The following is a 13,596-nucleotide window of genomic DNA, read 5'->3' on the forward strand; positions in this document are numbered from 1 at the left end:
TATTAGATTAATAGTTTTTAGTCTTTTTTTCTTTTTCAACAATAAAATTGAACTTAAAACAGAATATTTTTCTGTAAAAGTAAAAAATAAAATAATATTTTCTTATTTAACAATCATTAAACCATAATTTCTTCTCTCTCTGTAGATTTGTAAAACAATTTCAATAAAAACAAAAAAATATAACAAAATGATAATAGGTGTTCCAAAAGAAATAAAAAACAACGAAAACAGAGTTGCTTTAACTCCTGCTGGTGTATCAGAAATGAAAAAACACGGGCATACAGTTTATGTTCAAGCTACTGCTGGTTTAGGAAGTGGTTTTAGTGATGATGAATATGCTCAAGCTGGTGCTGTAGTTTTGCCAACTATTGAAGAAGTTTATGCAATTGCAGAAATGATTATCAAAGTTAAGGAACCAATTGCTTCTGAATATCCTTTGATTAAAAAAGATCAATTACTTTTCACTTACTTTCACTTTGCTTCATCAGAAGAACTAACTCATGCTATGCTTGAGAAAGGAGCTGTTTGTTTAGCTTACGAAACTGTAGAAAAAACAGATCGCAGCTTACCTCTTTTAGTTCCAATGTCAGAAGTTGCAGGTCGTATGGCAATTCAACAAGGAGCTAAATATCTTGAAAAACCATTAAAAGGAAGAGGAATTCTTTTAGGTGGTGTTCCAGGTGTACCTCCTGCAAAAGTTTTAGTTTTAGGCGGAGGAATTGTTGGAACTCAAGCTGCAAAAATGGCTGCAGGTTTAGGTGCTCAAGTTACTATCATGGATCTAAGTTTACCTCGTTTGCGTCAATTAGATGATATTATGCCTGCGAATGTAAATACAGAAATGTCTAACCATTATAATATCACTAGAGCAATTAAAGATGCTGACTTAGTTGTTGGAGCGGTTTTAATTCCAGGAGCAAAAGCACCTCACTTAATTACTCGTGATATGCTAAAATTAATGCGTCCAGGAGCCGTTGTTGTTGACGTAGCGGTTGATCAAGGTGGATGTATTGAAACTTGTACTCCTACAACACACGAAAATCCAACTTTTATTATAGATGATATTGTTCACTATTGTGTAGCTAATATGCCAGGTGCTGTACCTTACACATCAACTTTAGCTTTAACTAATGCAACTTTACCATATGCCGTACAACTAGCAAACAAAGGATGGGAGAAAGCTTGTAACGAAAATGAAGAATTGAAAAAAGGTTTAAATGTAGCTAATGGAAAAATCCTTTACAAAGGAGTTGCTGAAGCTTGGAACCTTCCTTTTAACGAAGAGATAGTATTAGCAAACGCATAGTGCTAATACTTAATAAGTGCTTACTAAGTCACTATTATAAAGGCTTTTCTTAATTGAAAAGCCTTTTTTTATGCATAAAAAAACCTGTCTTCATAAAAGACAGGTTTTCTATTTCTAATAATATTAAGATGTTATTTCTTTTCATCTAAAACTTCCTGCAATACTTTTGCTTCAGTTCCATTAGGAAAAGTAACTTTAATTTTTTGAGCAATTGTCGGAGCTATTTCAGTAATTGCTTTTTTATCATAAGATTCCCCTTTTTTGATATGCCACCCGTAAAAAATAGCTGGGACATGAGTATCATAACTGTAGATCGTTCCATGAGATGTACCTGTCGTGCTATATTCAATATCCCCTGGTTTATCAACTATAACTAAATCACCATTTTGTGTAACATCATATCCTTTAGCCACAAAATTAAGAGCGTAATCGTTTCCGCCATTAGCTAGAATTTCTTCTTCTGTATAAACCTTTTTAACTTGTGGTTGAGAAATCAAGAAATCTTTAAAAGCTTTTTTAACTTTAGATAATTCTAAACCTTTATCTTTAATTATCTTCTTATTCAAGAAAACATTAAAATTCGAATAGTTTAAAACCAGATCTACTCCAAAAGTTTTTACTGAGAAATCTTGCATGCTTTTCTTAACTTCTTTTGACGGATAGTTATCTACATTGTATTTACGGTCTTTTAAGTAAATTACATTCTCTGCTCCTGCGTGATCCGCAGTTAGGAACAACAAATAATTACCTTTACCAACAGTTTTATCCAAATAGGTTAAGAAATCAGCAATAGTTTGATCTAGCCTCAAGTAAGTATCCTGAAGTTCCATAGATCTTGGTCCAAGTAAATGACCTACGTAATCAGTTGAAGAAAAACTCACAGTTAGGAAGTCTGTAATATTATCTTTTCCTAATTCTTCTTTTTCAATTGCTCTTTTAGCAAAATCTGCCAAAAGATCGTTTCCATAAGGAGTAGCACGAATAATTCCAGCATCATTTTTCTCATACATAGATTTTAAGTCGTATGGAAAAACTGGAGCAGCACTTCCGTACAATTTCCCCTCATAAGGATTATTATCTGGGAGACTTTCATTGTAAACTGAAGCTGGTTTATACAAATCCCAACCTTTATCAATATATTTTAAGTAGTTTTTTTCATTATTGAATTCAGACACCCATTCTGGTAATTTTTCTCCATAAAAACTGCTAGAAATAAACGAACCTGTTTTACTGTACCAAAAAGCCCAATTTGCAAAATGACCAGCTGGTAAAATTGCTCCACGATCTTTAAGACTCATTCCAATAACTTTTCCAGCAAAATTAGTTGCCATTCGAACTTCGTCAGTTATTGTAGTACTTTGAAGATTTTTAGGAGACATTGCACCTTCTTCAGCAATTCCGTCTCCCACAGTTTTCACATCTGCGTCATCTGTGCAGTACATCTCTTTTCCAAGAGTTCTGCTAAACCATTCGTTGCCTATGATTCCGTGTGTAGCAGGAGTTGTACCAGTGTATATAGAAGCATGTCCCGGCGCAGTATAGGTTGGCATATAATTATAATGCATATTCTGAAAAACATATCCATTATTCATTAACTTTTTAAAACCATTCGCTGAAAAATCATCTGAAAAACGATATAAATATTCCATTTTCATTTGATCAACTACTATACCTACAACTAACTTAGGACGTTGTTGTGCACTTAGATTTGTAATTATAAAAAGTGCCAACAGTAAAATACTTTTTCTCATGTTTAAATAATAATTTGAGCACAAAAATACTCATTCAAATTTAAAACTTCTAAAGTATGAATATAGAAGAACAAACAATTGACTATAATTTAACAGTTTGAGCTTTTTAGTAAAAACTAAAATATACAAAACCAATAAAAACGAAAAAACCCTGTTTCGATTAGAAACAGGGTTTTTGAAAAAAAGGCGGCGACATACTCTCCCACAATACTGCAGTACCATCTGCGCAGGCGGGCTTAACTACTCTGTTCGGGATGGGAAGAGGTGAGCCCCGCCGCAATAACCACCTTAAGGTTTTTAGTTATGGATTTTGGATTTTGGTTTAGAGTTTATTGTTTTTCAACTCCTGACTTGTAACCCAAGACTCATAACTGCCCGCGACAGGCAAATATTTTAACATACTGAGATAAAGAAAAGTAAATATATTTTAGAAAGTTTCTTCTCCCGGCCGCAGCCGGGAGAAAAGGGTGTACATAAGCTTACGGATTATTAGTACTACTCGACTATGACATTACTGCCTTTACATCTATAGCCTATCAACGTGGTCATCTTCCACGATCCTTAAAAGAAATCTCATCTTGTGGTGGGTTTCGCGCTTATATGCTTTCAGCGCTTATCCCTTCCAAACGTAGCTACTCTGCGGTGCCCCTGGCGGGACAACAGATACACTAGAGGTTTGTCCAATTCGGTCCTCTCGTACTAGAATCAGATCCACTCAAATTTCTAACGCCCGCAGTAGATAGAGACCGAACTGTCTCACGACGTTCTGAACCCAGCTCGCGTGCCACTTTAATGGGCGAACAGCCCAACCCTTGGGACCTTCTCCAGCCCCAGGATGTGACGAGCCGACATCGAGGTGCCAAACCCCCCCGTCGATATGAGCTCTTGGGGGAGATCAGCCTGTTATCCCCGGCGTACCTTTTATCCTTTGAGCGATGGCCCTTCCATGCGGAACCACCGGATCACTATGCTCTACTTTCGTACCTGATCGACCTGTATGTCTCTCAGTCAAGCTCCCTTATGCCATTGCACTCTACGCACGGTTACCAAGCGTACTGAGGGAACCTTTAGAAGCCTCCGTTACTCTTTTGGAGGCGACCACCCCAGTCAAACTACCCACCAAGCAATGTCCCCCGCTTTTGCGGGGTTAGGCCTCAGATAAACAAAGGGTTGTATTTCAACAATGACTCCAAAGCGCCTGGCGACGCCCCTTCACAGTCTCCAACCTATCCTACACATCATTTATCCAAGGTCAATACTAAGCTATAGTAAAGGTGCACAGGGTCTTTTCGTCCCACTGCGGGTAAACGGCATCTTCACCGTTACTACAATTTCACCGAGCTCATGGCTGAGACAGTGTCCAGATCGTTACACCATTCGTGCAGGTCGGAACTTACCCGACAAGGAATTTCGCTACCTTAGGACCGTTATAGTTACGGCCGCCGTTTACTGGGGCTTCAATTCAATGCTTCTCCGAAGATAACATCTCCTCTTAACCTTCCAGCACCGGGCAGGTGTCAGGCCCTATACTTCATCTTACGATTTTGCAGAGCCCTGTGTTTTTGATAAACAGTCGCCTGGACCTCTTCACTGCGGCCCCGATTGCTCGGGGCGACCTTTCTCCCGAAGTTACAGGTCTATTTTGCCTAATTCCTTAGCCATGAATCTCTCGAGCACCTTAGGATTCTCTCCTCAACTACCTGTGTCGGTTTACGGTACTGGTGCTTATTACCTGAAGTTTAGAGGTTTTTCTTGGAAGCCCTTAGGCGCACTATCTCTTTGTCCGAAGACTCCGAGTACTATCGTATTTCACCATTCTCTGCGGATTTGCCTGCAGAGAATATAGCTAGGTACTTTAACGAACTATTCCGTCAGTCCGCGGCGCTTTCATCACTCCGTCACCCCATCACAGTAATAAGCAGTACGGGAATATTAACCCGTTGGCCATCGACTGTCCCTTTCGGGTTCGCCTTAGGACCAGACTAACCCACAGCTGATTAGCATAGCTGTGGAAACCTTAGTTTTTCGGTGTGCGGGTTTCTCGCCCGCATTATCGTTACTTATGCCTACATTTTCTTTTCTGACCGGTCCAGCATACCTTACGATACACCTTCTGCCCTGTCAGAATGCTCCCCTACCACTTACAGTAAACTGTAAATCCATAGCTTCGGTAATATGCTTATGCCCGATTATTATCCATGCTCGTCCGCTCGACTAGTGAGCTGTTACGCACTCTTTAAATGAATGGCTGCTTCCAAGCCAACATCCTAGCTGTCTGGGCAGACAAACCTCGTTCTTTCAACTTAGCATATATTTGGGGACCTTAGCTGATGGTCTGGGTTCTTTCCCTCTCGGACTTGGACCTTAGCACCCAAGCCCTCACTGTTATCAATCATTATACAGCATTCGGAGTTTGTCAGGAATTGGTAGGCGGTGAAGCCCCCGCATCCAATCAGTAGCTCTACCTCTGTATAACTAAAATAACGCTGCACCTAAATGCATTTCGGGGAGTACGAGCTATTTCCGAGTTTGATTGGCCTTTCACCCCTACCCACAGGTCATCCGAAGACTTTTCAACGTCAACCGGTTCGGTCCTCCACTGTGTGTTACCACAGCTTCAACCTGCCCATGGGTAGATCACACGGTTTCGCGTCTAACACTACTGACTAAAGCGCCCTATTCAGACTCGCTTTCGCTGCGGATCCATGTCTTAAACACTTATCCTTGCCAGCAACGTTAACTCGTAGGCTCATTATGCAAAAGGCACGCCGTCACCCCACGAAAGGGCTCCGACCGCTTGTAAGCGTATGGTTTCAGGATCTATTTCACTCCGTTATTCACGGTTCTTTTCACCTTTCCCTCACGGTACTGGTTCACTATCGGTCTCTCAGGAGTATTTAGCCTTAGCGGATGGTCCCGCCAAATTCAGACAGGGTTTCACGTGCCCCGCCCTACTCAGGATACCGCTATCTATTATACTTGTTACCCGTACGGGACTGTCACCCTCTATGGTGCTCCTTTCCAGAAGCTTCCGGTTCCTTGTACATAAAATACCGCGGTCCTACAACCCCGGCACTGCCGTAACAGCACCGGTTTGGGCTAATCCGCGTTCGCTCGCCACTACTTACGGAATCACTTTTGTTTTCTTCTCCTCCGCCTACTTAGATGTTTCAGTTCAGCGGGTTTGCCCACCTATCGGTGTGCTATGCCTTCAGCATAGCGGGTTGCCCCATTCAGGTATCTGCGGATCAATCGGTGTGTGCCCGTCCCCGCAGCTTTTCGCAGCTTATCACGCCTTTCATCGCCTCTGAGAGCCTAGGCATCCCCCATACGCCCTTATTTTGCTTATTGTACCAATCCTAAAATTAATCAGGACCGTTTTTTTTTGTTTTTTACAATAAAATTGTAAAAAACGCTTTCTACTTTCTTATTATTTTCTTATCTCAATATGTCAATGAACTTTTGTCCTTTCGGACCTGTGGAGAATAACGGAGTCGAACCGTTGACCTCCTGCGTGCAAGGCAGGCGCTCTAGCCAGCTGAGCTAATCCCCCATTTTCTTAGTGATGAGTTATTAGTTATGAGTTATGAATTAGTTCTCATAAGGCCTCAACCCCTAAAATTTCCTTTTAATCAAGCTTACAGTCTTTTTTTATTCTGTCTTTTGTAATTTATAATTTACAATTAACAATCTTAAAAAAGTAGTCCCGGGCAGACTCGAACTGCCGACCCCTACATTATCAGTGTAGTACTCTAACCAGCTGAGCTACGAGACTCTGTTTTACTTAATTTTCATTTCTTTTAAATTAACAGCAAGAGTAATACAATCTCCAATTCAGATACCTGAAGAAAACCATCTTTTTTCCCCATCGTGCCATTGTGTTAAATGTTATACGTTAAGGGTTAAGCGTCAAGACGCATCACTCATAACTTCTAACTCATAACCTTCGTGCTAACAATTGAGGCTCTAGAAAGGAGGTGTTCCAGCCGCACCTTCCGGTACGGCTACCTTGTTACGACTTAGCCCTAGTTACCAGTTTTACCCTAGGCAGCTCCTTGCGGTCACCGACTTCAGGCACCCCCAGCTTCCATGGCTTGACGGGCGGTGTGTACAAGGCCCGGGAACGTATTCACCGGATCATGGCTGATATCCGATTACTAGCGATTCCAGCTTCACGGAGTCGAGTTGCAGACTCCGATCCGAACTGTGACCGGCTTTATAGATTCGCTCCTGGTCGCCCAGTGGCTGCTCTCTGTACCGGCCATTGTAGCACGTGTGTAGCCCAAGGCGTAAGGGCCGTGATGATTTGACGTCATCCCCACCTTCCTCACAGTTTGCACTGGCAGTCTTGTTAGAGTTCCCGACACTACTCGCTGGCAACTAACAACAGGGGTTGCGCTCGTTATAGGACTTAACCTGACACCTCACGGCACGAGCTGACGACAACCATGCAGCACCTTGTAAATTGTCTTGCGAAAGTTCTGTTTCCAAAACGGTCAATCTACATTTAAGCCTTGGTAAGGTTCCTCGCGTATCATCGAATTAAACCACATGCTCCACCGCTTGTGCGGGCCCCCGTCAATTCCTTTGAGTTTCATTCTTGCGAACGTACTCCCCAGGTGGGATACTTATCACTTTCGCTTAGCCACTGAAATTGCTTCCAACAGCTAGTATCCATCGTTTACGGCGTGGACTACCAGGGTATCTAATCCTGTTCGCTACCCACGCTTTCGTCCATCAGCGTCAATCCATTAGTAGTAACCTGCCTTCGCAATTGGTATTCCATGTAATCTCTAAGCATTTCACCGCTACACTACATATTCTAGTTACTTCCTAATAATTCAAGTCCAGCAGTATCAATGGCCGTTCCACCGTTGAGCGATGGGCTTTCACCACTGACTTACAAGACCGCCTACGGACCCTTTAAACCCAATGATTCCGGATAACGCTTGGATCCTCCGTATTACCGCGGCTGCTGGCACGGAGTTAGCCGATCCTTATTCTTACGATACCGTCAGGCTGATTCACGAATCAGTGTTTCTTCTCGTACAAAAGCAGTTTACAATCCATAGGACCGTCATCCTGCACGCGGCATGGCTGGATCAGGCTTGCGCCCATTGTCCAATATTCCTCACTGCTGCCTCCCGTAGGAGTCTGGTCCGTGTCTCAGTACCAGTGTGGGGGATCTCCCTCTCAGGACCCCTACCCATCGTTGCCTTGGTAAGCCGTTACCTTACCAACCAGCTAATGGGACGCATGCTCATCTTTCACCGTTGTGACTTTAATTACATCCCGATGCCGGGTCGTAATACTATGAGGTATTAATCCAAATTTCTCTGGGCTATCCCTCTGTGAAAGGCAGATTGCATACGCGTTACGCACCCGTGCGCCGGTCTCTAAATCCGAAGACTTATACCCCTCGACTTGCATGTGTTAAGCCTGCCGCTAGCGTTCATCCTGAGCCAGGATCAAACTCTTCATCGTATATTGTAATATTATATCGCGATGATTTATCTATCGGTTCTTTTCGAATCTTACAATTCTATTACTCTTATTCTTTTGTTCTAACATCTCTGTTAAAACGGCTGTCAATTCAATATGTCTACGAACGTGTCTTCTTTATTATTCCGCCTGTGTTTCAAAGCGGGTGCAAAACTAAAAATTCTTTTTGTTTCCTGCAAGAAAAAATTAAAGTTTTTTTTTCCGAAATTTTTAAATCTCTTTTTCTCCAATTCTTCTCTCAGTATCTCAAGGAACTTCCCGTATTTGCGGGGTGCAAATGTAATATCCGTTTTCCATTCCCACAAGCTTTTTCTAATCTTTTTTGAAAATTTCTTTTCTCTTTTAATTAGTTTTTCCTGCCAGTCTGTCTGTGAACATTGCGTTGTTGCGGGTGCAAAAGTACCACCTTTATTTACATCTGCAAGACTTTTTTTTATATTTTTTCCATCTTTTTTGAAAGTTTTTCTTAACACACTGATAACTGCTAATTTACATTATCAGCTTTTTTGAACCATTGTCAGTTTTTTCTTTGCCAGGACAGCATTTCCTCAATTTAACTCCTATATTACATTCCATTTTTGCAGAGTTTTTAATTTTTACTGCCCTGTGCCGGCACTTTAAGAGATTTTATATTCCTTATTTATTCTAATGTTCTTTTAAAAATATATGCCCCAGCCCTGACAGTCCCGAGGATTCAGAGAAAATCCTTCTGCTTTTTCTTTAAAAAGAAGAAGACTGGAACGGACAGGGGGATTATGCTTCTTATTTAAAAGTAAATTCCAAATTTTAAATTCCAAATCATTGTGAGAGGCTTCGACTTCGCTCAGCCTGAGGATTTTTTTAGTCCTATATATATAACCATATAATTCAACTTATATATAATGATGCTTGCAATAGATATAAAAGTAAACTTATACATATATATTGTATGTGTTTTTGTAATCACCTATATTTGCATTCACAAAATTATAAACAATGATCAAGATTACTTTACCCGATGGGTCAATTAGAGAGTTCGCTTCAGGCGTTACTCCAATGGAGGTCGCTAAAAACATTAGCGAAGGTTTTGCAAGAAATGTGATTTCTGCATCTTTTAATGGTACAACTATTGAAACCGAAACTCCATTAACGACCGACGGTAATCTTATATTATATACTTGGAATGATGCTGAAGGTAAAAAAGCTTTCTGGCATTCGACTTCGCACGTAATGGCTCAAGCTCTTGAGGAATTATACCCAGGAATTAAATTAACCCTTGGACCTGCAATTGCTAATGGATTTTATTATGATGTAGATTTTGTAGATCAGAAGATATCCGAAGCAGATTTCAAAAAGATTGAAGACCGTGTTCTTGAGATTTCGAGAGAGAAACATGATTTTAAAATGCGTCCTGTAAGCAAAGCAGAAGCTTTAGAGATGTATAAAGATAATGTTTACAAAACGGAATTGATTTCTAATCTTGAAGACGGAACTATTACTTTTTGCGACCATTCTACTTTTACAGATTTATGCCGTGGAGGCCATATTCCGAATACTGGAATTATCAAAGCTGTAAAAATTATGAGTGTGGCTGGAGCTTACTGGAGAGGAGATGAAAAGAACAAACAGCTGACTCGTGTTTACGGAACTTCTTTTCCTAAACAAAAAGATCTAACTGAATACCTTGAACTTCTTGAAGAAGCTAAGCGTCGTGATCACCGTAAATTAGGAAAGGAACTTGAATTGTTTGCTTTCTCTCAAAAAGTTGGTCAAGGTTTACCTTTATGGCTGCCAAAAGGAGCTGCATTGAGAGATCGTTTGGAGCAATTTCTAAAAAGAGCACAAAAGAAAGCAGGTTACGAGCAGGTTGTAACTCCACATATTGGTCAGAAGGAACTTTATGTAACCTCTGGACATTATGCAAAATATGGAGCAGACAGCTTTCAGCCAATCCATACTCCTGCAGAAGGTGAAGAATTTTTATTGAAACCAATGAACTGTCCTCACCACTGTGAAATTTACAATGTAAGACCTTGGTCATATAAAGATTTACCAAAGCGTTACGCTGAATTTGGTACTGTATATAGATATGAGCAATCGGGAGAATTACATGGTTTGACTCGTGTAAGAGGATTTACTCAAGATGATGCGCATATTTTCTGTACTCCAGAACAATTGGACGAAGAATTCAAAAAAGTAATAGACCTTGTACTATATGTATTTGGTTCATTAGGTTTTGAAAACTTTACTGCTCAAATTTCGTTAAGAGACCAAGAAGACAGAGAAAAATACATTGGAACAGATGAGAACTGGGAAAAAGCTGAAAACGCTATTATTAACGCAGCAAGAGACAAAGGTCTAAATACTGTTGTAGAATATGGCGAAGCTGCTTTTTACGGTCCGAAACTTGATTTCATGGTTAAGGATGCTTTAGGAAGACAATGGCAATTAGGAACAATTCAGGTAGATTACAATTTACCAGAACGTTTTGAATTAACTTACAAAGGTGCTGATAATGAATTACATCGACCAGTTATGATTCACAGAGCTCCTTTTGGATCGATGGAACGTTTTATAGCAATTCTACTAGAACATACAGCAGGAAATTTCCCACTTTGGCTAATGCCAGAACAGGCTATAATCTTGTCTTTGAGCGAGAAATACGAAAATTATGCTAAAAAAGTTTTAGATTTGCTAGAAAATCACGAAATTCGCGCCCTAATTGACAATCGAAACGAGACAATTGGCAAGAAAATCAGAGATGCAGAAATGCAGAAAATCCCTTTTATGCTAATTGTAGGTGAAGAAGAAGAGAAAAATGGTACAATCTCTATTCGTCGTCACGGGCAAGAAGGAAAAGGTAACATTACCGTTTCTATTGAAGAATTTGCTTCGATTGTAAACGAAGAAATAAAAAAGACATTAAAAGTTTTTACAGTTTAACTTAAATTATAAAGTCATAGCAATAAGAAGCAACAGAGGTTTTCAACCTCGAGTAGAAAAAAAAGACGCACACAGAATAAACAATCTTATTCGTGTTCCAGAGGTACGTCTTGTAGGTGAAAATATTGAGCCTGGCGTTTTCAAAATCGCAGAAGCGTTACGTTTAGCTGACCAATTTGAATTGGATTTAGTTGAGATCTCGCCAAACGCAGAACCGCCGGTTTGTAAAATCATGGACTACAAGAAATTTGTTTACGAGCAAAAGAAGAGGGACAAAGCATTAAAGGCTAAATCTTCTCAAGTTGTTGTAAAAGAAATTAGATTCGGTCCTCAAACTGATGAGCATGATTATGAGTTCAAAAGAAAGAACGCTGAAAAATTCTTAAAAGAAGGAGCTAAATTAAAAGCTTTCGTTTTCTTTAAAGGACGTTCTATTATTTACAAAGATCAAGGTCAGATTCTATTATTACGTCTTGCTCAAGATTTAGAAGAACATGGTAAAGTTGAAGCTATGCCTGTTTTGGAAGGAAAGAGAATGATTATGTTCATTGCTCCGAAGAAAAAGAAGTAGTTCTCAGTTTATAGTCTCAGTGTTCAGTTCTGAACTTGAAACTACAAACTTGAAACAAAAAAATAAGTAAGTAAGAATAAATTAAAACACTAGGAAAAATGCCTAAAATGAAAACAAAATCTAGCGCTAAGAAACGTTTTAAAGTTACTGGCTCTGGAAAGATTAAAAGAAAGCATGCTTTTAAAAGTCATATCTTGACTAAAAAATCTAAAAAACGTAAATTAGCTTTGACACACTCAGCGCTAGTTCACTCTACAGATATGAAAAGCATCAAACAACAATTAAGAATTATCTAATAATTCTTTAGGTTAAAAAATTATTTATATAACCTTGGAGTATGGCTTTCAAGTTCCTTTGATTCAATTCAGGACGCCTGCTACAAAAACACATTTAAAATTATGCCAAGATCGGTAAATTCAGTTGCTAAAAGAGCAAGAAGAAAAAAAATAATGAAGCAAGCCAAAGGTTTCTTTGGTAGACGTAAAAACGTTTGGACAGTTGCTAAGAACGCGGTAGAGAAAGCAATGAGCTATGCTTACCGTGACAGAAAACAGAATAAAAGAAATTTCCGTTCATTATGGATTCAACGTATCAACGCTGGAGCTAGATTAGAAGGAATGTCTTATTCTCAATTCATGGGAAAAGTTAAAGCTAACGGAATCGAATTGAACCGTAAAGTTCTTGCAGATTTAGCTATGAACCACCCAGAAGCTTTCAAAGCAATACTTAATAAAGTAAAATAAACGTTTTATAAACTCAATTTAGATTACTTACTTATCATAAAAAAACCATCCTTTAAGCGGGATGGTTTTTTGTTTTTATACAGCTGCTATAATTTTATTAGTTTATGAATTAAAATATTAGATTAAATTTACTTAAAACTATAATCTCAAATGCACAATACAATTTTAGATCATATCCAGAAGTTTGTTCCACTCGAGCCATCCGAAATTGACATACTTGAATCATGCTTAACTATAACACAGATTAAGAAAAAGAATCTAGTTTTACAAGAAGGGCAAGTTTGCAATACTATGTATTTTATTGTAAAAGGATGCATGCGTCAGTATATTATCAATTCTAAAGGGACAGAACAAACGTTACAATTCGCCATTGAAAACTGGTGGATAACAGATTATTTAAGCTACCACAATCACATACCCTCTCATTTCTACATTCAAGCAGTTGAAACTACTGAAGTTATTGCAATTGAAAAATCAGTTTTAGAGTCACTGCTTGCGCAAATTCCGAACCTTGAAAGATACTTTCGAATTGTAGCTCAAAAAGCATTTGGCGCCGCGCAGATGAGAATTAAATTTCTATTTACAATGTCTGCAGAAGAACGATATAACCATTTTAATAATCTAAATCCAGATTTTGTACAAAGGGTTCCTCAATACATGCTTGCCTCCTATTTAGATTTTTCAGCTGAATTTATGAGTAAAATAAGAGCTGGAAAAGTGTGATCTTAATTTCTTGAAGTAGTTCAAGTTTTTAAAAGTATGCATTACTGACCTTTGTAATGAACTTTTAAAACATATAAA

At 39.2% G+C, this 13,596-nt stretch carries 7 protein-coding genes, 2 tRNA genes and 3 rRNA genes; 6 read left to right on the forward strand and 6 right to left on the reverse strand.

Going from position 1 to position 13,596, the window contains the following annotated elements; all coding sequences use genetic code 11:
• Positions 1 to 187: 187 nt before the first annotated feature.
• Positions 188 to 1,306 carry an alanine dehydrogenase gene (ald, locus tag QMG60_RS00090; RefSeq protein WP_057116967.1) on the forward strand — a complete coding sequence of 373 codons (1,119 nt, stop codon included), beginning with the start codon at positions 188 to 190 and terminating at the stop codon, positions 1,304 to 1,306.
• Between the two features lie 131 nt (positions 1,307 to 1,437).
• Here ald and pafA read toward each other — a convergent pair whose 3' ends face one another.
• The 6 genes from pafA to QMG60_RS00120 all read right to left on the reverse strand — a co-directional run bounded on the left by pafA (position 1,438) and on the right by QMG60_RS00120 (position 8,541).
• Positions 1,438 to 3,057, reverse strand: a complete 1,620-nt coding sequence (gene pafA, locus QMG60_RS00095; RefSeq protein ID WP_281866484.1) for an alkaline phosphatase PafA — start codon at positions 3,055 to 3,057, stop codon at positions 1,438 to 1,440.
• Between the two features lie 181 nt (positions 3,058 to 3,238).
• A 5S ribosomal RNA gene (gene rrf / locus QMG60_RS00100) occupies positions 3,239 to 3,348 on the reverse strand.
• A gap of 178 nt (positions 3,349 to 3,526) precedes the next feature.
• Positions 3,527 to 6,408, reverse strand: a 23S ribosomal RNA gene (locus QMG60_RS00105).
• A gap of 128 nt (positions 6,409 to 6,536) precedes the next feature.
• Positions 6,537 to 6,610, reverse strand: a tRNA-Ala gene (locus QMG60_RS00110).
• A 148-nt stretch (positions 6,611 to 6,758) separates the two neighbouring features.
• Positions 6,759 to 6,832 (reverse strand) — tRNA-Ile (locus QMG60_RS00115).
• A gap of 195 nt (positions 6,833 to 7,027) precedes the next feature.
• A 16S ribosomal RNA gene (locus QMG60_RS00120) occupies positions 7,028 to 8,541 on the reverse strand.
• Together the 16S, 23S and 5S rRNA genes with 2 tRNA genes alongside form the textbook arrangement of a ribosomal RNA operon.
• A 993-nt stretch (positions 8,542 to 9,534) precedes the next feature.
• Between QMG60_RS00120 and thrS the strand changes: the two genes are divergently transcribed.
• The 5 genes from thrS to QMG60_RS00145 all read left to right on the forward strand — a co-directional run bounded on the left by thrS (position 9,535) and on the right by QMG60_RS00145 (position 13,518).
• Positions 9,535 to 11,481: a threonine--tRNA ligase gene (thrS, locus tag QMG60_RS00125; RefSeq protein ID WP_281866485.1), complete on the forward strand. Its 1,947-nt coding sequence runs from the start codon at positions 9,535 to 9,537 to the stop codon at positions 11,479 to 11,481.
• Positions 11,482 to 11,557: 76 nt separating this feature from the next.
• The gene (gene infC, locus QMG60_RS00130) at positions 11,558 to 12,052 is read left to right on the forward strand and encodes a translation initiation factor IF-3 (RefSeq protein ID WP_241774377.1); all 495 of its coding nucleotides are present in this window, start codon (positions 11,558 to 11,560) and stop codon (positions 12,050 to 12,052) included.
• Positions 12,053 to 12,150: 98 nt separating this feature from the next.
• The gene (rpmI, locus tag QMG60_RS00135) at positions 12,151 to 12,348 is read left to right on the forward strand and encodes a 50S ribosomal protein L35 (protein WP_007810722.1); all 198 of its coding nucleotides are present in this window, start codon (positions 12,151 to 12,153) and stop codon (positions 12,346 to 12,348) included.
• A 102-nt stretch (positions 12,349 to 12,450) separates the two neighbouring features.
• A complete protein-coding gene (rplT, locus tag QMG60_RS00140) occupies positions 12,451 to 12,795 on the forward strand; it encodes a 50S ribosomal protein L20 (protein ID WP_008464948.1) in 345 nt (114 codons plus the stop codon).
• 150 nt (positions 12,796 to 12,945) lie between these two features.
• On the forward strand, positions 12,946 to 13,518 hold the full coding sequence (locus tag QMG60_RS00145) for a Crp/Fnr family transcriptional regulator (protein ID WP_057117829.1): 573 nt from the start codon (positions 12,946 to 12,948) through the stop codon (positions 13,516 to 13,518).
• The last annotated feature ends 78 nt before the right edge of the window (positions 13,519 to 13,596 follow it).

The sequence above is a fragment of the Flavobacterium sp. GSB-24 genome (assembly GCF_027924665.1).
GTDB lineage: Bacteria > Bacteroidota > Bacteroidia > Flavobacteriales > Flavobacteriaceae > Flavobacterium.

What these genes read in the sequence shown, in the direction of transcription:
- ald (WP_057116967.1), top strand. Translation starts at nt 188, where the DNA reads ATGATAATAGGTGTTCCAAAAGAAATAAAAAACAACGAAAACAGAGTT.
- pafA (WP_281866484.1), bottom strand. Translation starts at nt 3,057, where the DNA reads ATGAGAAAAAGTATTTTACTGTTGGCACTTTTTATAATTACAAATCTA.
- thrS (WP_281866485.1), top strand. Translation starts at nt 9,535, where the DNA reads ATGATCAAGATTACTTTACCCGATGGGTCAATTAGAGAGTTCGCTTCA.
- rpmI (WP_007810722.1), top strand. Translation starts at nt 12,151, where the DNA reads ATGCCTAAAATGAAAACAAAATCTAGCGCTAAGAAACGTTTTAAAGTT.
- rplT (WP_008464948.1), top strand. Translation starts at nt 12,451, where the DNA reads ATGCCAAGATCGGTAAATTCAGTTGCTAAAAGAGCAAGAAGAAAAAAA.
- QMG60_RS00145 (WP_057117829.1), top strand. Translation starts at nt 12,946, where the DNA reads ATGCACAATACAATTTTAGATCATATCCAGAAGTTTGTTCCACTCGAG.